We start from the raw sequence: 21,270 nt of genomic DNA, 5'->3' as shown, positions 1-21,270 counted from the left end.
ACCGGGCGGGTGTCTGCGGCTTTCATGCCGGGAGATCCAGCTTTCGATAGGGCGTCGATGGCGCCCCATCGAAGAGGTTACTGGCGCAGAGGCTACTGGCTTTGTGACTGGCTCTGACTCTGGCTTTGCTGCTTTTGCTCGACGGTGACCGAAACTTTCAGCGTCTCCTTGGCCTCGCCATGGATCAGGCCGGAGATCGGCGCGGCGTCGCGGTAGCAAAGGCCGGAAGCAATGCGAACGTAGCGATCGTCGGGGCAGATCTTGTTGGCGGCGTCGAAGCCGACCCAGCCGAGCCCGTTCAGATGCACTTCGGCCCAGGCGTGGCTCGCCGTCTGATCCGGCTGGCCTTCCATCATCAGATAGCCCGAGATGTAGCGCGCCGGCAGGTCGAGCGAGCGCGACGCTGCGATCAGGATGTGGGCGTGGTCCTGGCAGACGCCGCTGCCGCTTTCGAGCGCATCCTCGGCCGTCGTCTCCGCGTGGGTTTCGCCGGGTTTGTATTCCACCGCCTTGTGGATTGTCTCCATCAGCGCATGCATGCGCGCAAGGTCGGTGTCGCCTTCGGCGGATTTTGCGAGTTCGCGGATCAGCTTGCCGGCCTTGGTCAAAGGCGTTTCGCGGGCATAGAGCCAGAGCGGCACGTAGGACTGGTGCGGCCCGAAGACGCCGGCGCGGTCCTCCGTATGGACCTCGCCGGAGGCGGTGATGCGGATCGCGTCGCGGTCGCCGTCGACGCTGACGAGATGAACCCGGTTGCCGAAGTGGTCGTCGTAGCTCACTTCGATTGCCGCGCCATCGACAAGGGTATCCCAGCCGAGAACGGTCTGGCCGGCCTGGGTCAATGGCGTCAACCGCAGGCGCTGCAGCGCGTATTGCACGGGTTCGTCATAGTGGTATTCGGTCGTGTGGCTGATCTTCAGGTGCATGCCATCCTCCCGAACTCAGTTGAACCGGTAACCGTCGGAGATTTCCTGTCCCAGACGGTTGTTGTGGCTGATGAAGTCTTCGAGATATTCGTGCAGGCCCACATCCATGATGTCCTTGATCGACTGGCTGCGCAGCGACGCGAGCGTGCGGTCGGCCGTGTCGTGGGCGGCGTGGCGCTCGCCATATTCTCGTTCGAGGTAACCGAGATTACTGGCGATCTTCTCGTAGCAATAGGCAAGCGAGCGGGGCATGCGGCCGTTGGAAATCAGGAAGTCGGCGATGTTGGCCGGGCGGAGCTCGGCATCATAGACCCAGCCATAGGCGCGGTGGGCCGAGACCGAGCGCAGGATCGATTCCCACTGCACATTGTCCATCGACGAGCCGACGGCGGCGACTGCCGGCAGGAGCACGTAGTATTTCACGTCGAGGATGCGGGCGGTGTTGTCGGCCCTTTCGATGAAGGTGCCGATGCGCGAGAAGTTGAAGATCTCGTTCCGGAGCATCGTGCCGTGGAAGGCACCACGGATGAGGCCGGCGCGACGCTTGATCGTATCGATGATCTCGGGCATGTCGGTCGGACGGGCCTTCCTGGAGAGGATCGTCTTCATTTCGAGGTAGCATTCGTTCGTCGCTTCCCAGGTCTCGCGCGTCAGCGCCGTGCGGACCATGCGCGCATTGTGGCGTCCCGCCTCGATGCACGACATCACGCTCGACGGATTGGCGCGGTCGCGCAAAAGGAAATCGATCGCGTCGATGCTCGTCAGCGTCTCGTGCACCTCGTCGTAGAGTTCGCGCACGCCCGCACTTTGCAGCACGCCGTCCCAGTCGCCCTCCGTCGCTTCGCTGCGGGTCAGCGCCATGCGCAGACCGGCATCGATCAGTCGGGCGCTGTTTTCGGCGCGTTCGATGTAGCGGAACATCCAGTAGAGACCGTTTGCAGTTCTTCCCAACATGGTCTCAGTCCTCCAGTACCCAGGTGTCCTTGGTCCCGCCACCCTGGCTGGAGTTCACGACGAGCGAACCCGCCTTGAGTGCCACGCGCGTCAGGCCGCCGGGAATGATCTGCACCTTGTCGGAGACGAGGACATAGGGGCGAAGGTCGACGTGCCGGGGCGCGATACCCTTGTTGACGAGGATCGGCACGGTGGAAAGCGAAAGCGTCGGCTGGGCGATGTAGTTGGTCGGGCGGCTCTTCAGCTTTTCGGCAAAGAAGGCGCGCTCCTTCTTGCTGGCGGTCGGGCCGACCAGCATGCCGTAACCGCCGGATCCGTGCACCTCCTTGACCACCAGCTCTTCCAGATGTTCGAGCACGTATTTCAGGCTCTGTGGCTCGGAACAGCGCCAGGTCGGCACGTTTTCAAGCAGTGGCTTGCGGCCGGTATAGAACTCGACGATCTCGGGCATATAGGAATAGATCGCCTTGTCGTCGGAAATCCCGGTGCCGGGCGCATTGGCAATTGTGATGTTGCCGGCGCGGTAGACATCCATGATGCCGGGAATGCCAAGCGCCGAATCCGGACGGAAGGTGAGCGGATCGAGGAAGTCGTCGTCGACGCGGCGGTAAAGCACGTCGATCGCCTCGTAGCCGCGGGTGGTGCGCATCTTCACCTTGCCGTCGATGACGCGCAGATCCGAACCCTCGACCAGTTCGACGCCCATCATGTCGGCGAGGAAGGCATGTTCATAGTAGGCGGAGTTGTAGATACCGGGCGTGAGCACGGCGACGCGCGGCTTGCCGCTGCAGCCGGGGGGTGCCAGCGACGCCAGGCTCTGGCGCAAGAGATTCGGGTAGTTCTCCACCGGGCGCACGCGGTTCTGATGGAAGAGTTCGGGGAACATCTGCATCATCGTCTCCCGGTTTTCCAGCATGTAGCTGACACCGGATGGCGTGCGCGCATTGTCCTCGAGCACGTAGAACTGATCTTCACCTGTTCTCACGATGTCGGTGCCGACGATATGGGTGTAGACGCCGCCCGGCGGCCTGAAGCCGATCATCTGCGGCAGGAAGGCGACGTTCTTCTCGATCAGCTCTCGCGGCACGCGTCCGGCGCGGATGATTTCCTGCTTGTGGTAGATGTCGTCGAGAAAGGCGTTGAGCGCGATGACCCGCTGTTCGATGCCTTGGGCGAGCTTGCGCCATTCGCGGCCGGAAATGATGCGGGGGATGAGGTCGAAGGGGATGAGCTTTTCGGATGAGTCTGCGTGTCCGTAGACCGCGAAGGTGATGCCGGTTTTCCGGAAGATGTTCTCGGCTTCCCTGGATTTGGCTATGAGCCGATTTTTGTCCTGGCTGGCATACCATTCATGATAGGTCGAATATGGCTGGCGCGGACTGCTGTCCGCATTCATCATTTCGTCAAATGCCAAAGGCGTGGTCCCCTTATTTTTGACCATTTGAGTACAACGCTGGTTGCAATGCAAGAAGCGTGCTCAGTCGCCGGAAAAGAAAATTGGCATCGATCCTCTCGCCCATTCACGGGGAAAACTGCCCAACAACCCGGCAGCGGGATCCGACCGCCGAAAGGTGTGGCGGCCGAGCGGCTGCAAAATATGCATATGCTCTAAATTTGGGCGCCGGTTTTCGGTGCTAGCCGAGGCCAAGGCAAGCGATCGCGAGCGCCGACAGGATGCAGAGCACGAGAAGCGAGAGCAGGGCAGCGGCACTGGCGCGCGGGCCGGCATTGGCGAGCGTGCGGATGTCGACCTCGAGGCCGAGAGCAACCATGGCGATGACGGTCAGCCAGGTGGAGACCTTCACGGCGCCTGTCGCGACCGGGTCGGGGACTACGCCGCTGTTGCGGGCAATGGCGACGGCCAGGAAACCGAGGATGAACCAGGGGACGAAGTGGGCGACAGCGGCGAGGCGCGATCCCACTGTGCGGCGTTCGCCCGGTGCGAGTTCAGGTTCAGCATCGCGGCCGCCGATCAGCGAGAAACAGAAGACGACGGGGCCGAGCATCAGCACGCGCACGAGCTTGACGAGCGTGCCGACCTGAACCGAGAGCGAACTGAAAGGGCTGGCAGCGGCGAGAACCTGCGGCACGGCATAGACGGTCATGCCGGCAAAGACACCGTAGCCCTGTGGCGTCATGCCGAGCCAGCCGCCGACGAAGGGCAGAGACAGGACGACGGCGATGCCGAGAATGGCGGTAAAGGAGATGGCGGCGGCAACCTCTTCGCCGCGGGCGCCGATTGCCGGAGCGACGGCGGCAATCGCCGAGTTGCCGCAGATGGCGTTGCCGCAGGCGATCAAGGTCGCGAGCCGCTTCGGCAGGCCGAGCAGTCGTGCGATCAGGTAACCGGTGGCGATCGACATGACAACGGTGGCGACGATGGTGACAAGCAGGGTCGGCCCGCTTTCGGCGATCGCGTCGAAGCTCAGCATGGCGCCGATCAGGACGATTGCGGTCTCCAGCAGAACCTTGGCGGAGAAGTGGATGCCGGAGAGGAAGCGGGCGCTGGGCGTCCAGATCGTGCGGACGATGGCGCCAAGCAGAATGGCAAGAACGAGGGCCTCCAGCCATGCGCGACCTGTCCAGCGCCACTCAATCCATTCAAGGCCGATGGCCGCGAGCGCGACGAGGCAGCAGAGGAAAAGGCCCGGAAGAATGCACGTCAGGCGGGAGGAGGCGGAGGAAAATGCGGAGCGAAATGTGGGATGCGATCTGGACATGGCGCGCAACCTACGCCGATCCATGAATCAGTCTAACGGATTATTCTTGTCATTCTGATCGATTTTTGCGATTGATTTGCCATGACACTCGATCAGCTTAGAATCTTCGTCGCGGTCGCCGAGCGGCTGCACATGACGAAAGCCGCCGAGGCGATGAACGTCACCCAGTCGGCCGCGAGTGCCGCGATCGCCGCGCTTGAAACCCAGCACGACGTGCGGTTGTTCGATCGTGTCGGCCGCGGTCTTACGCTGACCGATGCCGGCAAGGTCTTCCTGCCGGAGGCAAAAGCGGTTCTCGCCCGGGCGGCCGCGGCCACCGCCTGCCTCAACGATCTATCCCAGCTTCGCCGCGGCGAACTGTCGATCGCCGCCAGCCAGACGGTTGCGAGCTACTGGCTGCCGGCGCGTTTGGCGCGCTTCACCCACGACTATCCGCAGGTCGACGTGAAACTCACCGTGCGCAACACCGCCGTCGTTGCCGAGGCGGTAGAGGAGGGGACGGTGCAGCTCGGCTTCGTTGAAGGGCGGGTCGATGGTGCCAAGCTCGACCACCGCCGCGTCGCGGTCGATCGCATCGCGGTCTATGCTTCGCCCGCGCATCCGCTTGTCGGCGCCCCGGTCAATCTGGAGATGCTGCTTGCCGCGCGCTGGGTGCTGCGTGAAGAGGGCTCCGGCACGCGGGCAATGTTCCTGCAATCGATGGGGGATTATGGAGCGGAGCTTGACGGGTTGAAGATCGAGCTCGAGCTGCCTTCGAACGAAGCGGTACTGACGGCCGTCGAAAGCGGTCCTTTCGTCACGGCCGTGTCCCGGCTCGCCGCCCAGCCCTTCGTTGATAGCGGCCGGCTGGTCGAGTTGCCGTTTGAACTGGCGGAGCGCAATTTCGAACTCTTGACCCATCGCGAGAGGCAGTTTAGCCACGCGGCCCGCGCCTTCGTGGAACTGCTTTGAGGCAAATTCCGTTCTACTCCTGCGATTGGCCTTCGTGTGACAGGCCAAAAATTGCAGGACCTTCGTTTGATGAGGTGGTCATGGCGTTCGAAATCGTTGAAAGACCGGCCCAGCGCATAGCCGGCTCGTTTTGGGAAGGTACCTTTGGCGAGGCGGCCGAAGGGGCCGTGCGCCGACTGATCGCCGAGATGCAGGGGCACCACCAACACCTTCATCCCGGGGACCATGCAGCTCTCGTCGGTATTTCCTGGAACGATCGCCCTGACGGCTTCCGCTATCTTGTCGGTTATGTCGCCGACAAGGCCGAGACCTCGGTTCACCCTGGACACGTCGACCTGCCGGCCATGCGTTTCGTCACCGCCTTGCATCATCCGGAAAGCGGCGACGCCTTTGCTCATTACCAGAAAATGTTCGATTGGATGGCGGCCGAAGGACATGCGGCCGATACCGCCTTGCTGCACTATCGCGAGGAGTACGAGCCCGGCTTCGTTTCGCTGTCGCTTTCCTCGCTCCGGCTGATGGTTCCGATTGGCTGATGCTTGCCATCAGAAAAATTGCTTTGACCATCAGTGTGGTCGCGTCTACTTGCCTCAATGCCTAAATCGCAATGATTAGGCTCGAAATCATCCGGTAGATCAGAGTATTCAGCGACTTGAGGCCGCCTTCCGTTGAGCGGGCTGTACGCCGCCGCTCTGCCGCCGTTATCCGATAGGCCCATCATGCTCGCCCGCCTGGCTCCCGCCATCTTCGTTCTGCTCTGGTCGACCGGCTGGGTCGTCGCGAAATATGCGGCTGCCTACGCGGATCCGCTGACCTTTCTGGTTTTGCGTTACACGCTGGCGATCGCGCTCTTCATCCTGTTTTGCATCGTCACCGGCGCCCGGTGGCCAAAGTCCTGGTCGGTGGCCGGCCATGCCGTGGTGTCAGGCATGTTTTTGCACGGGCTCTATCTCGGCGCCGTCTGGTGGGCGATCGGTGAGGGTGTTCCCGCCGGTATCTCCGGCATCATTGCCGGCCTGCAGCCGTTGATGACTGCCGTCGCGGCGGCCTTCGTGATCGACGAAAAGCTGACGACCCAACAGAAGCTCGGACTGGTGCTCGGTTTCTTCGGCATTGCGCTAGCCGTGCTGCCGAAGGTGCTGGCGATAGATACCGGCGCGACGCCGATCCACCTCCTGCCTGTCATCGTCAACGTGCTCGGCATGGCCGCCGTCACCTATGGCACGCTCTATCAGAAGCGCCATCTCCAGAGCGGCGACATCCGCAGCATCGCAGCACTGCAATATCTCGGCGCGCTGATCGTGACGATCCCGCTGGCGCTGCTGCTGGAAGATCTGCACGTCACCTGGAACCTCCAGGTCGTGCTCGCACTCGCCTGGTCGGTCCTAGGGCTTTCGATGGGGGCGATTGCGCTGCTGCTCTATCTCATCCGCCGCGGCCAGGTGTCCCGCGCGGCGTCGCTGATCTATCTGGTTCCGCCGCTTGCCGCAGTGCAGGCGTGGCTCTTCTTCGGCGAAGCGCTGACGCTGCCGATGGTCATCGGAACGGTGATCGCCGTCGCGGGCGTTTATCTTACCAACCGCAAGCAGCGGGCATAAAAAAACGGCGGGTCGCTTAGGCCCGCCGTTCATTTCAGCGATTTTTAGAAATCAGCCCTGGTGGCCGCGGTTGCCGCCGTTGCCACGACGCTGGCCCTGGCCGCCTTCGCGACGCTCGCCACCACCACGGTTTTCGGTGCGGCCGCCATGGTTGCGGTCGCGACGGTCGCCCTGCTTCTGGCCGGGACGTCCGTGGTGCTTCTTGCCTTCGTGATTGCGGTTGCCTTCGCCACGGCCGTCGTTTTGCGGATGGCCATGATCGCGGCGCTCCTGACGCTGCGGACGGCGCTCGTCGCGCAGCAGGTCGTCACCGGTAAAGCCGCTGGTGGCGGCAACCGGCTCTCCGGCCGGACGCTCACGGCGTGGAGGACGGCCGCCGTTCTGGTGCTGGCCGCCGCCATTGCCCTTGCGGTGGCCGGCGCCGTTATTGCCGCGGCCGCTGCGGCTCTTGGAGGGGCGGGCCTGGTCGGCCGGCGCTTCGCCGCTGGCAACAGCAATGTTGATGCCCATCAGCTTCTCGATGTCGCGAAGCAGGCGGATTTCGTCCGGAGCGCAGAAGGCAATCGCGATGCCGTCGCGGCCGGCGCGCGCGGTGCGGCCGATGCGGTGAACATAGGCATCAGGCACTTCCGGCAGGTCGTAGTTGTAGACGTGGGTGACGCCGGGGATGTCGATGCCGCGGGCGGCGACGTCGGTGGCGACAAGCACGCGGATCTCGCCGTCACGGAAGGCCTTCAGTGCCCGCTCGCGCTGGCCCTGGCTCTTGTTGCCGTGGATCGAGGCGGCCTTGAAGCCCACGTGGTCGAGGTGCTTCATCAGCTTCTCGGCACCATGCTTGGTGCGGCTGAAGATCAGCGACAGGCCGTCCGGATTGTCGGTCAGCGTCTTCTTGAGGATGGTCGTCTTCAGGTCCTTGCCGGGAACGAAGTGAACATACTGTTCGACCTTGTCGGCGGCCTTGCCCGGAGGTGTGACTTCAACCTTGATCGGGTTGGTCAGGTACTCGCCGGCAAGCTCGGCAATCTGCTTCGGCATGGTGGCCGAGAACAGCAGCGTCTGGCGGTTCTTCGGCACGAGCTTGGAGATCTTGCGCAGGTCGTGGATGAAGCCGAGGTCGAGCATCTGGTCGGCTTCGTCGAGCACGAGGTAGCGCCCTTGCGTCAGCGTCACGGCCTTGCGGTTGACGAGATCGAGCAGGCGGCCCGGCGTTGCGACCAGGATGTCGACGCCGCGGGCGAGCTGTTCGGTCTGCTTGTTGATCGAGACGCCACCGACGACAACGCCGATCTTCAGCGGAGACTTCTTGACGAAGAGCTTGAGGTTGGCAGCGATCTGGTTGACCAGTTCGCGAGTCGGGGCCAGTACGAGGGCGCGGATGTTGCGCGGATCGGGGCGCTTGCCTTCGGCAACGAGCTTTTCGATCATCGGCAGGCCGAAGGCGGCCGTCTTGCCGGTGCCGGTCTGGGCGAGACCGATGAGATCGTTGCCCTTCAGCACCTGAGGAATTGCCTGCGCCTGGATCGGCGTCGGTTTTTCGAAGCCGTTGGCGGACAGGGTCTCCAGAATGTGCTCGGAGAGGCCGAGATCTTTAAAGGTGGACAAATGCATATACCTTTTGGGGGCGCCAAACGCATTCGCCGGAACCGCATCCTTGCTGTTCCGGTGTCGTTTGGCGTCAAGAACCCCGCGTGAATTGGGAACTTGTGGGTTAAGAAAAAAGTCGTCAAGCGCCTGTGCTGTCGCCGCTTACGGCGTATGGGTGCGCTTTTCCTTCTTCACGGCTTTCTGTGTTGCCGAGGGCGCGCTCACGCGGCGGCCTGAAGGTGACGCTGGGCACCATGTCGTCGTTTTGGGCGAAAAAGTCAAGGTGCATCTTTTCGCAGATGCGAAATGAGATCTACTCCAGCGCGAGATCAAAGCCGGCTTCAGCCGCTTCCTGGCCGTTGACGAGAATGACGACGCGGTGCGCGCCCGGATAGTAACGCCGGGTGGTGATCGGTCGGATCGCATGCCGTTTTTCGATCTCGATCGAGCCGCCGGGCTCAAGCGTCGCCGAGGTCCATTTGAACACTTTCGGCGATGTCGCGCCGTTCGCCTTGCGGTGATGCACGGCGTAATCGATCATCACCTTCTGGCTCGTCTCGGCGTCATGACTGACGGCCAGGCGCAGGCCGACGCTTTCGCCGAGCACGATCTCGGAGCGGTCGAGCGTGAACCTGGCATTGATGCCAGCCGGGGGCGCGAAGCCGAAATTGCCAAGCGCGTCCGGGTGGCCCTGCTTCAGGAGCGTGCGCGAGGCATGGCGCAGCAACTGGCGGCGCTCCGGTGATGCGTCGCCGATATGCCCCGCGACGAAAGCCACCACCAGATCCGCATGGTCCTTGGCGATGTCGTTGAGGCTGTTGGCAACCGAGCGGCGCACATAGTCCTCGGGGTCATCGATCAGGGCCGTCAGCATCGGCAGGATTGGCTTCGGATCGCGGATGAGTTTCGGCAGCCGCATGGCCCAGGGTAGGCGCGGGCGCGTGCCTTCGCTCGCCAGCCGGCGGACGTGATGGTTGGCGTCTTGGGTCCAGGAGCGGATCGTCGCAAGAGCGCGCTCCTGATCGCGATCGATGAAGACGCGAATGCCGAACTCGGCGGTGAAATGCGGCGTCAGTGCACGCAGCAGCGACAGCGACAGGTCGAACTCCCCAAGGCCACGCAAGGCAACGTACTGGCTGAGGGGGAGCAATGCCCAGCCGCTGAGACCGGGCGCATCGTCTCGGGGCAGGCAGGCCGCAAGAATGGCGGCCGCTTCAGGGAACGGCTGCGGCAGTGTTTCGACCAGCGCATCACGGATCTTGAGCGAACGCTGCATCAGTTCCAGCGTTTCGAGGCCGTCGCTTGCGAGCCGCAGGAATTTCTCCCGATCGAAGGCGCTGGTGCTGCGGGCGATCCGGTCGGCGATATCGGTGACGACGCCGGGGTGCAGCAGGTTCTTCAGTGGTTCGGCCATCGCTAGGCAGTCCTTCGCTCGTTTCTCTGGCCGCTCAGATCTTCTGGCCGTCGGTAAAATGCTGCACCAGCATTACCGCGCTGATCGTCGCCGCGTAAGGCGCAAACTCCGGATCGACCCGAACGCGCTCACCGGCCGATTGGGCGGCCTCAAGCGTCTCCCATTCGACCAGGTCCGCAAACATGCCCGAGGTCTCGCAGGAATCGACGGCGCGCCAGGAGACGAACCCGGGATAGCGGGAAACGGCCTGCATCGCCCGGCGGCGCGTGGCTGTCGCCGCGGGTTTGTCGAGAACGATGCAAACGGCAAGCTCAAGGATGTGGTCGCTGGTCATGTTCATGCTCCATGTCTGTTGGAGCTTGATTTAGCATAGGGCAACTGACAGCCTTATGGCCATAGTCGACACCGGCATGCTTGTGCCTGCCGGACGGTCGCTATAGCCCTTTCAAACGTGGGAGAGAATGGCGAAGGGAGACCACGGATGAGACCCGCCGACCGGCTGTTTCGCATTATCCAGCTCCTGCGCGCGACCGGCCGGGCGATGACGGCGCGGGAGATCGCCGAGAAGATGGAGGTCGCGCAGCGGACGATCTATCGCGACATGGAGCATCTGATCGCTTCCGGTGCGCCAATCGATGGCGAGCGTGGTGTCGGCTATCTGCTGCGCGGGGCCTTCGATGCGCCGCCGCTCGCCTTCACCTTCGAGCAGCTCGAAGCGCTCGCCTTCGGTGCCAGGGCCGTGCAGATGCTGGGCGACGGGCGACTTGCTCGATCGGCGCGCGAGGCGATGGAGAAGATCGCCCACGGCTTGCCTCCCGAACACCGGCAGCGGCTGATGGCGGCGCCACTTCGCGCCTTCCGCTCGGCGCTCCAGCCGGAACCGCCGGCACTGCTGGGCGATCTGCGCCAGGCGATCGCGGAGCGGCGCAAGCTTCGCCTCAGCTATGACAGCCTCAAGAACGAGCACTCCGAGCGGATCATCTGGCCGCTCGGTCTCAGCGTCTTCGGCCACTTCTGGCTGCTGACGGGCTGGTGCGAGCTGAGGTCGGATTTCCGCGATTTTCGCGTCGACAGGATCAGCTCCGTTCACGTCGAGCGCGAGCGTTACGAGGTGACAGCGGAGCGCAGCTTCGAGGCCTATGTCGCGCGGATGTAACCGCCGTTACAGGCCGAAACAATTGCTGCTGAGCGGCGTTTTGATGGAACCGAACCGAGCCTCGCGCGTTTCCTTCCAGGGCCTTTTCGGCCCGCCACGATCAACACCTTTCACTGGGAGACAATCGTGCAGAACCGGACATGGATACTGGTCGCGGACGGCAACACCGCGCGCATCGTCAAGGGCGTGAACCTGTTGAAGGAGGAACGCCAGCGGCCGGACGAGGAAACCTTTCACACCGAACCGAAACGCGTTCAGGACATCATGGCGGATAAGCCGGGCAGAGCGCACTCGTCCGACGGGCACGGCCGCTCCGCCATGGAATACAAGAGCGATCCCGTTCGCGAGGAGCAGCAGCGCTTCGTCGCCGACGTTGCTGAAAGGCTGGAAAGTTACGCGGCCGACCACGCTTTCGACAGCCTGGTGATCTGCGCCGCCCCAAGGACGCTCGGCGATTTCAGAAAACAGCTCTCCGCGCATGTGAGGGAGCGGACGGTCGCTGAGATTGACCGCAATTGTGTCGCTGCAACGACGGAGCAATTGATCGCCACGGCGCGGGCTGCCGTCTTTCCCTGAGCCCGGCTTGTAGGGCTCGCCTCCATACTAGCGGCTGCTCGTGCAATCAGCCAACGCGGCGCTCCGTCAGAAGTCCGTCGGGACGCCGCCCTCTGCCTTGCGTCTGGCGACAAAGGCATCAAGTTCCTCTTCGATCGCCGGATCGAGCGGCGGGCGCTCATATTCGTTGAGCTTCTGCTTGAAGATCCGGTTGGCATGATCGTAGGTGGTCGGCCGTCCGGCTTCTGTCCAGGTCTCGAAGTTGCGCCAGTCGGACAGGATAGGCGAATAGAAGGCGGTCTCGTAGCGCTGCAGCGTGTGCAGCGTCCCGAAGTAATGGCCGCCGGGGCCGACGCCGCGCACGGCGTCGAGGCCGAGGGCATCCTCGCTGACATCGAGCGGCGTCAAATATTCCGCCACCATCTGCAGCATGTCGACGTCGAGAATGAACTTCTCGAAGGAGGCCGTGAGCCCGCCCTCGGTCCAGCCGGCCGCGTGCATGACGAAGTTGCCGCCGCCCTGCGTCAGCGCCCAGAGCGACATGGCGGACTCGTAGGCGGCTTGCGCGTCGAGCGTGTTGGCGGCATTGGTGTTCGAGGTGCGGTAGGGGATGTTGTAGCGGCGGGCGAGCTGGCCGCCGGCGACCACCGCCTTCATGTATTCCGGCGTGCCGAAGGCGGGTGCGCCGGTCTTCATGTCGACGTTCGAGGTGAAACCGCCATACATGACGGGTGCGCCGCGCCTGACCATCTGGGTGAAGGCGATGCCGCACAGTGCCTCGGCGTTCTGCTGAACCAGTGCGCCGGCGATCGTCACCGGTGCCATCGCGCCGGCCAATGTAAAGGGCGTGACCACCACCACCTGATTGCGCGAGGACATCTCGATGATGCCCTGCAGCATCGGTCCGTCGAGGCGGAGCGGAGAGGAGGTGTTGATGATGGTGAACAGCGAAGGCTCGCGTTCCATCTGCTCCATGGAGATGCCGCGGCCGATGCGGGCGATCTCGATGCCGTCGGTGTTGCGCTGCTGCCCAAGCGAATAGGCGTGGAACACCTTGTCGGTGAGCTTTACCATATCGGAGAGGCAGTCGAGGTGGCGGACTGAGGCATGCAGATCGACCGGCTCGACCGGATAGCCGCCGGTCGTGTGCACGATGTCGTAGGACTGTGCGAGTTTCACCAGCTTGCGGAAGTCTTCGTGGTTGCCGGTGCGGCGACCGCCGTCACGATCGGCGACGAAGGGCGCGCTGGCGATCTGGACGAAGACGAGATTGTTGCCGCCGATCGCGACGTTGCGCGCGGGGTTGCGGGCATGCATCGTGAAGGCCGGAGGCACGGAGGCGATCATGTCCATGATCAGCCCGCGGTCGAAGCGCACCCGGTCGGTGCCGGGCGTCACATCGGCGCCTGCGGCCTTCATCCGGTCGCGTGCTTCCGGCAGGATGATGTCCATGCCGATCTCTTCGAGGATGGTCAGCGACGCGTCATGGATCGCTTCGAGCGCATCTTCCGAAAGCACCGTGGACTTCGCCAGCGTATTGACAAGATTGAGGTATTTTCCGCCCGCGGACTTGCGGGACCGCTCGGCGCCGCGGCCGCCTGGCCTGCGTCGCCGCTCCAGCGGGGTCGAGGCCGCATCACCGGTTGCTGCATCGGGAAACTGATCGTCGTTCATGAAGGACCCACCGTGTTGCCGATGGGGTTGTGTCGCAGATCCGCAGGCGCGATGGCCCGCCATTTGCGACAGTTCAGTTCTCTTGTGGAGTAAATCGTTCCCGCTGACGCATTTTCGCAGTGCGATGGCGCAACCGTTCAAGACACGTTGAAATCGGGGGGAGCGCCTACAGCGCCGCGCGTCTTATCAGACGCGCAAAGGTCGCTGTAGCACTTTGATTTTCTGCATGTCTTTGTCTCCTTAAATCGAGGCCGATTTAAGGAGACATGCAGTAGGGGCGGTCGCCCCGCAGCATCTCGCGCTTACCGGCGAAACCCTTGCGTTTTTCGACGACGAAGCCGGCGGCCTGAAGATTGCGGCGGACGAAACCGGCGGCCGCATAGGTCGCGAAGCTACCGCTGGGCGCGGTTTTTTCGAAGACGTGCCGCATCAGCTCTTCCGACCACATGTCGGGATTGCGCGAGGGGGCGAAACCGTCGAGATACCAGGCGTCGAACGGATGTTCGGTGCGGGCGACACCTTCGAGCGCTGGACCGCAGACGACCGTGAGGGTGACGCCGTCGCCAAAGTCGATGCGGACGTCACCGTCGGGGTCTGCCGGCCAGCGGGAGACCAGGACCAGCCGTTCCGCATCGATTTCCGGCCAGTGGCTGAGCGCACGGGAAATCTCGTCGGCGGCCATGGGAAACCGCTCGAACGAGACGAACTGCAGGCGGTCGCCGGCTCCAGCGGTTGCCTTCCACTGGCACCATGTCTCGCAGAAATTGAGCCCAGTGCCGAAGCCCAGTTCGCCGATGCGGAAGGTGCCCGTACCGACCCAGCGATCCGGCAGGCCGTTGCCCGAAAGGAAGACGTGACCGCATTCCAGCCGCCCATCGGTGCGGCAATAAAAGTGATCGCCAAACTCCCGGGAATAGGGCATATCGCCCTCGTGCCAATCAAGGTTTTGGTGCGCTGGCGGGTCGATCGGGTCTGCTGGTCCTGTCATGGCAAAGGCGATAATCCGCCGGCCGGAGAAGGTCAATCGATGAGCGAGCTTTTGGTCGTCGGCGGCGGCATCATGGGGCTGTGGGCCGCCCTTTCCGCCGCGCGCAAGGGCATGATTGTGCGGCTCGTCGAGCAACAGGCCATCGGTGCCGGCGCGAGCGGCGGCCTGCTGGGCGCGCTCATGCCGCATATGCCCGACCGCTGGAACGCCAAGAAACAATTCCAGTTCGAAGCGCTGGTGTCGCTCGAACAGGAGATCGCGCAACTCGAAGCCGAGGCGGGGGTGTCGACCGGCTATCGCCGCACCGGGCGGCTGATGCCGCTCGCCAAGCCGCACTTACGCGACATTGCGCTCCGGCATGAGCAGGACGCGCGACAGCAATGGCGCGCGGGCGACCGGCAATTCTTCTGGCATGTCCAGGAGGGCGGCCCGGAGGGTTGGCCAGGCACGGAGGCAACGGCGCACGGCGTCGTTTTCGATACGCTGGCCGCGCGGGTGTCGCCGCGCCGCACGCTGTCAGCCCTGCGTGCCGCCTTGTTGCAGTGCCAGAATGTTCAGATCGATGAAGTCTCGGGCGTGCGCGCCATCCTTCCGGCGCACGGCAGGGCCGAGCGTGACGATGGCAACCGCCTCAGCTTCGACCATTGCATCATCGCTGCCGGCATCGGCAGTTTCCCGCTGATCGATGCCGTGTCGGGGCCGCTGAAAGCGACGAGCGGCACTGCGGTCAAGGGCCAGGCCGCGCTCTTGAAGGCGGATGTCGATCCGGACCTGCCGGTTATTTTCACCGATGGCGTCTACATCATCGCTCATGACGATGGCCATGTGGCGATCGGCAGTACCAGCGAGAACAGCTTTACCGATCCACTGTCCACGGATGAACAGCTTGACGATCTCCTTCGGCGCGCCACGTTGCTGGCGCCGTGTCTGGCGGATGCGGAGGTGGTCGAGCGCTGGGCCGGGCTCAGGCCAAAGTCGGCGGGGCGCGAACCCATGGTCGGGCGGTACCCTGATCATTCGAACATTTCCGTGCTGACCGGCGGCTTCAAGGTGAGCTTCGGGATTGCGCATCGGTTGGCGCGCTTCGTTGTCGACGAGATCGCCGGTCTCCCGACGCTCGATCTGCCGGATTCCTTCCTGTGCCGGAACCACATCGCGGCGCTTCGCGAGAAGCATCTCTAGGCTTGGGCATGGGAAGGGCCCCGCCGCAGGCGGAGCCTCACATATTCGGACATTCGAAAGTTCGACCTTACATCCAGTAGGGTGGCACGCCGTAGTAGTCGTAGACGCGACGGCCGTTTTCCTCGTTCCAGTCGTATTCCTCGTTGCCGCGATATTTCGGCGCGCGCTCGACCTGATCGCGCGTAACGTCGGTGCGATAGCCGCCGAGGTTTTCGTCATAGGTCAACTTCGCCCAGGGCAGCGGATAGTGGTCTTCGCCAAGGCCAAGGAAGCCGCCGAAACCGAGCACGGCGTAGGCAACGCGACCGCTGCGTTTTTCGATGATCACGCGCTCGATCGAGCCGATGTGCTTGTTGTCGGAGCCATAGACCTTCGTGCCTTCAACCTTGTCGCTCGCGATCAGGTCATGGGTTTCCTTGATCCGGGCATCCTGCAGGTTTGCGTTGTGATAGCTCACGCTTCTTCTCCATCCTTGATTGTTACCTTGAGTGAACGGCCGTTGGGCCGGATGGTTCCGAAAATCTGGTGCGCAAACCGGTGGGATCGCGTGGTTTTGCACGATCCACTTCGTCAATCTGTCACGCAAATCACCTAAGACGCGGCCAATAGATCACGAAGATCCCGGGTCGGATCGATACTCATAAGCGTGATCGATCTCATTGGAGCGGGGCGGAAAACCGCAGGCACTTTTCCTCGTCCCGCTCGACACGGATAACCGGAGCCAGACATGCGCTACGCCATTTGTTTTACGCCGCCGATGGCCGACCCGCTTTCCGCGGTCGCCGCAAGCTGGCTTGGGCGCAACGTCTATTCCGGCGAACCGACGGAACTGCCTTCGGTTGCGGGCCTGAGTTCTGCCGACATCGCCTACCATACGGCCGTACCGCGCCGCTTCGGTTTCCATGCGGTGATGATGTCGCCGTTTCGTCTGCATCCGGATATGACGGAATCACAACTCCTGAAGGCGCTCATGCATTTTGCCGGCGCGCAGACACCGTTCGAAATCGATCGCCTGGAGGTCGCCCGCATCGGCCGGTGCTTCGGTCTGATGCCGCAGGTCCCGAGCACCGCGATGCATCTGCTGGCAGCCAATATCGTTCAGGAGTTCGATGCTTTTCGTGCGCCGCTCAGCGAAGACGAGATCGAGCGCTCCGATCCGGATCGGCTGACCGCACCGCAGTTTTCCAATTTGCACCGCTGGGGCGATCCTCATGTGATGGACGAGTACCGCTTCCACATGATGTTGACTGGCCCGCTCGCGTCGGACGCGATACGCCAGGTCGAGGCGCCGCTTCGCGAGCTGTTCGAGCCGTACCTGGCGACGCCGCTTGCCATCGGCAGTCTTGCCCTCTTCGTCGAGCAGGAGACCGGCGCGCCCCTGCGTGTGCATTCGCAGCACCCGCTCGGCAAGATCTCTACGAATGCGCGCGCCGAACGCGCCAAACGCGTTGCCGCCGATCCCTCTGTTGGTTCGGGATCGATCCGGCCCTTGCCGCTCATCGTCGCGGCATTGATGGCGCATCGCTAACGAGAGCGCAGAATTCAGCCTTCGTCTCATTCCGAGCTTGCCGCCCAGCGACCCTTCGCGGGCAGATTTCGGTATCGACAATCCGGTCGGCGGTGATACCGTTCTGGAAAAATCGAAGGGTGATTTGATGTCTGAGACTAAGTATCCGCGCGACCTCGTTGGCTACGGCCGCAATCCGCCGAAGGCAAACTGGCCGGGCGATGCGCGCATTGCCGTGCAGTTCGTGCTGAACTACGAGGAGGGCGGCGAGAGCTGCATTCTCGATGGCGACGCGGCGTCCGAATGTCTGCTGTCCGAGATCGTCGGCGCGCAGCCCTGGCAGGGTCAGCGCAATCTCAACATGGAATCGATCTACGAATATGGCGCGCGCTCCGGTTTCTGGCGGCTGTGGCGCATGTTCACGAGCCGTAACGTTCCGCTGACGGTCTACGGCGTGACGCTCGCCATGGCGCGCAATCCGGAAGCGGTTGCGGCCATGAAGGAAGCCGGATGGGAAATAGCCAGCCACGGGTTGCGCTGGCTGGAATACAAGGACTTCCCGGAGGAGGTCGAGCGCGAGCATATCCGCGAAGTCGTCCGTCTGCATACGGAGCTGACCGGCGAGCGCCCGCTCGGCATCTACCAGGGCAAGCCTTCGGCCAACACGCTGAAGCTGGTGCTGGAGGAGGGCGGCTTCCTCTATTCCTGCGACAGCTACGCCGACGAACTGCCCTATTGGGTGCCGGGGCTGCCGGCCGACAAGCCGCATCTCATCATCCCCTATACGCTCGATGCCAACGACATGCGTTTTGCCACCAACCAGGGCTTCAACTCCGGCGACCAGTTCTTCACCTATCTCAAGGACAGCTTCGACGTGCTCTATGAGGAAGGCCGCCAGGGCGATGCCAAGATGATGAATATCGGCCTGCACTGCCGGCTTGTCGGCCGCCCTGGCCGCGCCGCAGCCCTTGCCCGGTTCATCGATTACGTGATGTCGCACGATAAGGTCTGGGTGCCCAGGCGCATCGACATCGCCAACCACTGGTACCAGCACCACAAGCCGGAAGGGGCGCACTGATGTCCGACCGCGACGCCTTCGTCGCCCGTTTCGGCGGCGTGTTCGAGCATTCGCCCTGGGTGGCCGAACGCGCCTTCGATCGCGCCGCGGCGGCGGGTCTGATGGCGGGCAACGTGCATTCGGCACTCTGCCAGGCTTTTCGTGCGGCATTGCCGCGCGAAAAGCTGCAAGTGCTGCGCGCCCATCCCGATCTTGCCGGCAAGCTGGCGATTGCGGGCAAGCTCACGGCAGACTCGACCGCCGAGCAGGCGTCTGCCGGCCTCGATCGGTTGACGCCCGATGAGCATCAACGCTTCACGGCGCTGAACGATGCCTACACGAAGAAATTCGGCTTCCCCTTCATCATCGCCGTGAAGGGGCTCACCAAGGGCCAGATTCGCGCCTCCTTCGAAAGCCGCATTGACAATTCGCCCGAAGAGGAATTTGAAACCGCTTGCGCGCAGGTGGAAAAAATCGCCCGCCTGCGGCTGCAGTCGATGCTTCCTGGAGACGAAAATGCCTGACAAAACCGTTCGATACGCGTCCTCGCACAGGGGGGAGGCCATCGAACCGGACTTCGCAAGCGTACCGATGCATGGGGTCCACGCCTGATGTCGCGCCTGCTTAAGATCGAACCGCTGACGCGCGACGCCTTTGCACCCTTCGGAACCATCATCGAAGCCGATCCGGCGACGATGCGCTACATCAACGGCGGCAACACGGAACGTTTCCACGGACTGGCGCGTGCCGATGTGGTCGGCGACGGCGCCAATGTCATCATCAACATCTTCCGCGGTCAGCCGCGCGCGTTTCCCTATGCGGTGACGATGATGGAGCGCCACCCTCTCGGCAGCCAGAGCTTTTCACCGCTCGACGATCGCCCCTGGCTCGTCGTCGTTGCCGAAGACCGGGATGGCCGGCCGGGCACGCCTCGGGTATTCCAGGCGAGCGGCAAGCAAGGGGTCAATTACGGCCGCAACGTCTGGCATCACCCGTTGATGTCGATCGGCGCCGTCAGCGATTTCCTGATCGTCGATCGCGATGGGCCGGGCAACAACCTCGAAGAGTATTTCTACGACGAGTCCTTCGTCATTTCGAGCCCGGTCTAGCGGCATGATGAGAAGTGCGTGCGGTTCGCCGCGCGCATGTCGCCCTACAGCGCCGCGCGTCTTATCAGACGCGCAAAGGTCGCTGTAGCACTTTGATTCACTGCATGTTTTTGTCCTTTAATCGGCTACGATTAAAGGAAACATGCAGTAGCAGAAAAGAGGATACCATGAGCAGCACCGGCCGCCTGACGACCCATGTACTCGACACCGCGCTCGGCAAGCCGGCCGAAGGCCTGCGCATCGATCTCTATTGGCTGGAGGGCGAAGAGCGACAGCTGATCCGGACCGTCCACACCAACAGCGACGGCCGTGTCGACGGGCCGATGGTCGAAGGCGTCGGCTTCATGGCCGGCAATTACGAGCTGGTCTTCCACGCCGGCGACTACCTGCGCCGGTCAGGCACGACGCTGCCGGAACCGGCCTTCCTCGACCGAATCCCCTTGCGCTTCGGCATTGCCGATCCGGCGAGCCACTATCACGTGCCGCTGCTGCTTTCGCCCTATGGGTATTCGACCTATCGGGGGAGCTGAGCGCGCAGGGGTCTTGCGCTCGCTTCGCGTTTTGCCGGAAGGGCCACTCCAAGCTCCCTCATCCTCGCCCTTGTGGCGGGGATCCAGCGACCCGAAGTCTGTCGGGTCAAAAGACCTTTCAGCCCAAGGACTTGGGCTGGTCCCGCAGTTCCATCGGAACTGCTAGAGATTCCTGTGACAAGCACAGGAATGAGGGCGGGAGTGGCTGATGCCGTGGCCTATTCCGCCAGGATGCTGCGGTCGACGTCGTTGATGTTGCGTTTGCCGCAGAGCGCCATGGTGATGTCCATCTCCTTGCGGATGATTTCCAACGCCTTGGTCACCCCGTCCTTGCCCATGGCGCCGAGGCCATAGAGGAAGGGGCGGCCGATATAGGTGCCCTTGGCGCCCATGGCGACGGCCTTCAGCACATCCTGGCCGGAGCGGATGCCGCCGTCGAGATGCACTTCGATCTGGTGGCCAACCGCATCGACGATGCGCGGCAGCATGCTGATGGAGGAGTGGGCGCCGTCGAGCTGGCGGCCGCCATGGTTGGAGACGATAATCGCATCGGCACCGGTCGCCGCCGCCATCTTGGCGTCTTCGGGATCAAGAATGCCCTTGAGGATCAGCGGTCCGCCCCAACGCTCCTTGATCCACTCGACGTCCTTCCACGAAAGCTGCGGGTCGAACTGTTCCGCCGTCCAGGCGCCGAGCGAAGAAAGATCGGTAACGCTCTTTGCGTGGCCGACGATGTTGCGGAAGGTGCGGCGCTTGGTGCCGAGCATCTTCATGCACCAGCCGGGGCGCGTCGCCATCTGCCAGAGATGCTTCGGCGTCATCTTCGGCGGCGCGGAGAGGCCGTTGCGCAGGTCCTTGTGACGCTGGCCGAGGATCTGCAGGTCGAGCGTCAGCACCAGCGCCGAGCACTTCGCCGCCTTGGCGCGGTCGATAAGGTTCAGCACGAATTCGCGCTCGCGCATGACGTAAAGCTGGAACCAGAAGGGCTTGGTAGTGACCGAGGCGACGTCCTCGATCGAGCAGATGCTCATGGTCGAGAGCGTGAAGGGGACACCAAAGGCTTCGGCGGCCTGGGCCGCCAGCATCTCGCCGTCGGCGTGCTGCATGCCGGTGAGGCCGGTCGGGGCGAGCGCCACCGGCATCGACACCTTCTGGCCGATCATCGTCGTTTCCAGCGAGCGATCGGTCATGTCGACCAGCACCCGCTGGCGCAGCTTGACCTTGGCGAAATCCTCCTCGTTGGCGCGATAGGTGCCTTCGGTCCAGGCGCCGCTGTCGGCGTAGTCGAAGAAGAGCTTCGGCACGCGACGTTTGGCGAGCGCCTTGAGATCGCTGATTTCGAGGATTTGCGTCATGAAAACGGCC

22 protein-coding genes are annotated in these 21,270 nt (G+C 63.1%); 11 read left to right on the top strand and 11 right to left on the bottom strand.

All coding sequences use genetic code 11. The features are described 5' to 3' along the window. Positions 1-92 precede the first annotated feature (92 nt). The 4 genes from AC070A_RS04245 to AC070A_RS04230 all read right to left on the bottom strand — a co-directional run bounded on the left by AC070A_RS04245 (position 93) and on the right by AC070A_RS04230 (position 4,600). Positions 93-926, bottom strand: a complete 834-nt coding sequence (locus AC070A_RS04245) for a transglutaminase family protein (RefSeq protein WP_112994310.1) — start codon at positions 924-926, stop codon at positions 93-95. A 15-nt stretch (positions 927-941) separates the two neighbouring features. Beyond that, positions 942-1,880, bottom strand: coding sequence for an alpha-E domain-containing protein (locus AC070A_RS04240; RefSeq protein ID WP_057252951.1), 939 nt, complete (start codon positions 1,878-1,880; stop codon positions 942-944). Between the two features lie 4 nt (positions 1,881-1,884). Then, on the bottom strand, positions 1,885-3,279 hold the full coding sequence (locus AC070A_RS04235; protein ID WP_058326564.1) for a circularly permuted type 2 ATP-grasp protein: 1,395 nt from the start codon (positions 3,277-3,279) through the stop codon (positions 1,885-1,887). A 235-nt stretch (positions 3,280-3,514) separates the two neighbouring features. Then, complete coding sequence (locus AC070A_RS04230) at positions 3,515-4,600, bottom strand: YeiH family protein (RefSeq protein ID WP_218373502.1); 1,086 nt, start codon at positions 4,598-4,600, stop codon at positions 3,515-3,517. Between the two features lie 81 nt (positions 4,601-4,681). On the opposite strand from AC070A_RS04230, the gene AC070A_RS04225 reads away from it, so the two are divergent. The 3 genes from AC070A_RS04225 (at position 4,682) to AC070A_RS04215 (ending at position 7,149) form a co-directional block, all read left to right on the top strand. Then, the gene (locus AC070A_RS04225) at positions 4,682-5,551 is read left to right on the top strand and encodes a LysR family transcriptional regulator (RefSeq protein ID WP_112994312.1); all 870 of its coding nucleotides are present in this window, start codon (positions 4,682-4,684) and stop codon (positions 5,549-5,551) included. Between the two features lie 80 nt (positions 5,552-5,631). Then, a complete protein-coding gene (locus AC070A_RS04220; RefSeq protein WP_057252957.1) occupies positions 5,632-6,087 on the top strand; it encodes a GyrI-like domain-containing protein in 456 nt (151 codons plus the stop codon). 183 nt (positions 6,088-6,270) lie between these two features. Next, the gene (locus AC070A_RS04215; RefSeq protein WP_058321187.1) at positions 6,271-7,149 is read left to right on the top strand and encodes a DMT family transporter; all 879 of its coding nucleotides are present in this window, start codon (positions 6,271-6,273) and stop codon (positions 7,147-7,149) included. Positions 7,150-7,200: 51 nt separating this feature from the next. Here the strand turns inward: AC070A_RS04215 and AC070A_RS04210 are convergent, their stop codons facing one another. The 3 genes from AC070A_RS04210 to AC070A_RS04200 all read right to left on the bottom strand — a co-directional run bounded on the left by AC070A_RS04210 (position 7,201) and on the right by AC070A_RS04200 (position 10,481). After that, a complete protein-coding gene (locus AC070A_RS04210; RefSeq protein ID WP_093234037.1) occupies positions 7,201-8,751 on the bottom strand; it encodes a DEAD/DEAH box helicase in 1,551 nt (516 codons plus the stop codon). A gap of 295 nt (positions 8,752-9,046) precedes the next feature. Next, positions 9,047-10,147 (bottom strand): DNA alkylation repair protein, encoded by a 1,101-nt coding sequence (locus AC070A_RS04205; protein ID WP_113737870.1) that lies wholly within the window; start codon positions 10,145-10,147, stop codon positions 9,047-9,049. Between the two features lie 34 nt (positions 10,148-10,181). Next, positions 10,182-10,481: a hypothetical protein gene (locus AC070A_RS04200; protein WP_057252963.1), complete on the bottom strand. Its 300-nt coding sequence runs from the start codon at positions 10,479-10,481 to the stop codon at positions 10,182-10,184. 147 nt (positions 10,482-10,628) lie between these two features. On the opposite strand from AC070A_RS04200, the gene AC070A_RS04195 reads away from it, so the two are divergent. Continuing rightward, positions 10,629-11,303: a helix-turn-helix transcriptional regulator gene (locus AC070A_RS04195; RefSeq protein ID WP_058321186.1), complete on the top strand. Its 675-nt coding sequence runs from the start codon at positions 10,629-10,631 to the stop codon at positions 11,301-11,303. A gap of 126 nt (positions 11,304-11,429) precedes the next feature. Continuing rightward, positions 11,430-11,879 carry a host attachment protein gene (locus tag AC070A_RS04190; protein WP_057252966.1) on the top strand — a complete coding sequence of 150 codons (450 nt, stop codon included), beginning with the start codon at positions 11,430-11,432 and terminating at the stop codon, positions 11,877-11,879. Positions 11,880-11,945: 66 nt separating this feature from the next. On the opposite strand, the gene AC070A_RS04185 is transcribed toward AC070A_RS04190, so the two are convergent. Together AC070A_RS04185 and mnmC2 are read right to left on the bottom strand one after the other, a co-directional pair. Next, positions 11,946-13,532, bottom strand: coding sequence for a trimethylamine methyltransferase family protein (locus AC070A_RS04185; RefSeq protein ID WP_492384723.1), 1,587 nt, complete (start codon positions 13,530-13,532; stop codon positions 11,946-11,948). A 256-nt stretch (positions 13,533-13,788) separates the two neighbouring features. After that, on the bottom strand, positions 13,789-14,520 hold the full coding sequence (mnmC2, locus tag AC070A_RS04180; protein WP_113737877.1) for a tRNA (5-methylaminomethyl-2-thiouridine)(34)-methyltransferase MnmC2: 732 nt from the start codon (positions 14,518-14,520) through the stop codon (positions 13,789-13,791). 39 nt (positions 14,521-14,559) lie between these two features. Here mnmC2 and AC070A_RS04175 point away from each other — a divergent pair, with 39 nt between their 5' ends. Further along, positions 14,560-15,702, top strand: coding sequence for an NAD(P)/FAD-dependent oxidoreductase (locus AC070A_RS04175; RefSeq protein WP_492384722.1), 1,143 nt, complete (start codon positions 14,560-14,562; stop codon positions 15,700-15,702). A 67-nt stretch (positions 15,703-15,769) separates the two neighbouring features. Here AC070A_RS04175 and AC070A_RS04170 read toward each other — a convergent pair whose 3' ends face one another. Then, positions 15,770-16,159: a PRC-barrel domain-containing protein gene (locus AC070A_RS04170; protein ID WP_058326512.1), complete on the bottom strand. Its 390-nt coding sequence runs from the start codon at positions 16,157-16,159 to the stop codon at positions 15,770-15,772. 270 nt (positions 16,160-16,429) lie between these two features. On the opposite strand from AC070A_RS04170, the gene AC070A_RS04165 reads away from it, so the two are divergent. The 5 genes from AC070A_RS04165 to uraH all read left to right on the top strand — a co-directional run bounded on the left by AC070A_RS04165 (position 16,430) and on the right by uraH (position 19,905). Then, the gene (locus tag AC070A_RS04165) at positions 16,430-17,230 is read left to right on the top strand and encodes a DUF1045 domain-containing protein (protein ID WP_113737873.1); all 801 of its coding nucleotides are present in this window, start codon (positions 16,430-16,432) and stop codon (positions 17,228-17,230) included. 127 nt (positions 17,231-17,357) lie between these two features. Beyond that, entirely contained in the window at positions 17,358-18,287 is a 930-nt protein-coding gene (puuE, locus tag AC070A_RS04160) for an allantoinase PuuE (protein ID WP_113737878.1), read from the top strand. After that, positions 18,287-18,790, top strand: coding sequence for a 2-oxo-4-hydroxy-4-carboxy-5-ureidoimidazoline decarboxylase (uraD, locus tag AC070A_RS04155; RefSeq protein WP_113737874.1), 504 nt, complete (start codon positions 18,287-18,289; stop codon positions 18,788-18,790). The genes puuE and uraD overlap by 1 nt, the downstream gene beginning before the upstream one ends. A gap of 87 nt (positions 18,791-18,877) precedes the next feature. Beyond that, entirely contained in the window at positions 18,878-19,375 is a 498-nt protein-coding gene (locus tag AC070A_RS04150) for an ureidoglycolate lyase (protein ID WP_113737875.1), read from the top strand. Between the two features lie 167 nt (positions 19,376-19,542). Next, positions 19,543-19,905 (top strand): hydroxyisourate hydrolase, encoded by a 363-nt coding sequence (gene uraH / locus AC070A_RS04145; RefSeq protein WP_057252980.1) that lies wholly within the window; start codon positions 19,543-19,545, stop codon positions 19,903-19,905. Positions 19,906-20,123: 218 nt separating this feature from the next. Here uraH and AC070A_RS04140 read toward each other — a convergent pair whose 3' ends face one another. After that, on the bottom strand, positions 20,124-21,260 hold the full coding sequence (locus AC070A_RS04140; RefSeq protein WP_057252982.1) for an alpha-hydroxy acid oxidase: 1,137 nt from the start codon (positions 21,258-21,260) through the stop codon (positions 20,124-20,126). Positions 21,261-21,270 lie beyond the last annotated feature (10 nt).

The organism is Ensifer sp. GW101-20A05 (assembly GCF_059424735.1).
The sequence above is the reverse complement of the archived record's forward strand: the minus strand, read 5'-3'. Positions and strand labels throughout refer to the sequence as shown.

Coding starts and splice junctions, on each gene's coding strand:
- AC070A_RS04140 (WP_057252982.1), bottom strand. CDS start 21,260: ATGACGCAAATCCTCGAAATCAGCGATCTCAAGGCGCTCGCCAAACGT.
- AC070A_RS04195 (WP_058321186.1), top strand. CDS start 10,629: ATGAGACCCGCCGACCGGCTGTTTCGCATTATCCAGCTCCTGCGCGCG.
- AC070A_RS04165 (WP_113737873.1), top strand. CDS start 16,430: ATGCGCTACGCCATTTGTTTTACGCCGCCGATGGCCGACCCGCTTTCC.
- AC070A_RS04150 (WP_113737875.1), top strand. CDS start 18,878: ATGTCGCGCCTGCTTAAGATCGAACCGCTGACGCGCGACGCCTTTGCA.
- AC070A_RS04245 (WP_112994310.1), bottom strand. CDS start 926: ATGCACCTGAAGATCAGCCACACGACCGAATACCACTATGACGAACCC.
- AC070A_RS04200 (WP_057252963.1), bottom strand. CDS start 10,481: ATGACCAGCGACCACATCCTTGAGCTTGCCGTTTGCATCGTTCTCGAC.
- AC070A_RS04240 (WP_057252951.1), bottom strand. CDS start 1,880: ATGTTGGGAAGAACTGCAAACGGTCTCTACTGGATGTTCCGCTACATC.
- puuE (WP_113737878.1), top strand. CDS start 17,358: ATGTCTGAGACTAAGTATCCGCGCGACCTCGTTGGCTACGGCCGCAAT.
- AC070A_RS04205 (WP_113737870.1), bottom strand. CDS start 10,147: ATGGCCGAACCACTGAAGAACCTGCTGCACCCCGGCGTCGTCACCGAT.
- mnmC2 (WP_113737877.1), bottom strand. CDS start 14,520: ATGACAGGACCAGCAGACCCGATCGACCCGCCAGCGCACCAAAACCTT.
- uraH (WP_057252980.1), top strand. CDS start 19,543: ATGAGCAGCACCGGCCGCCTGACGACCCATGTACTCGACACCGCGCTC.
- AC070A_RS04215 (WP_058321187.1), top strand. CDS start 6,271: ATGCTCGCCCGCCTGGCTCCCGCCATCTTCGTTCTGCTCTGGTCGACC.
- uraD (WP_113737874.1), top strand. CDS start 18,287: ATGTCCGACCGCGACGCCTTCGTCGCCCGTTTCGGCGGCGTGTTCGAG.
- AC070A_RS04220 (WP_057252957.1), top strand. CDS start 5,632: ATGGCGTTCGAAATCGTTGAAAGACCGGCCCAGCGCATAGCCGGCTCG.
- AC070A_RS04175 (WP_492384722.1), top strand. CDS start 14,560: ATGAGCGAGCTTTTGGTCGTCGGCGGCGGCATCATGGGGCTGTGGGCC.
- AC070A_RS04185 (WP_492384723.1), bottom strand. CDS start 13,532: ATGAACGACGATCAGTTTCCCGATGCAGCAACCGGTGATGCGGCCTCG.
- AC070A_RS04235 (WP_058326564.1), bottom strand. CDS start 3,279: ATGATGAATGCGGACAGCAGTCCGCGCCAGCCATATTCGACCTATCAT.
- AC070A_RS04225 (WP_112994312.1), top strand. CDS start 4,682: ATGACACTCGATCAGCTTAGAATCTTCGTCGCGGTCGCCGAGCGGCTG.
- AC070A_RS04230 (WP_218373502.1), bottom strand. CDS start 4,600: ATGTCCAGATCGCATCCCACATTTCGCTCCGCATTTTCCTCCGCCTCC.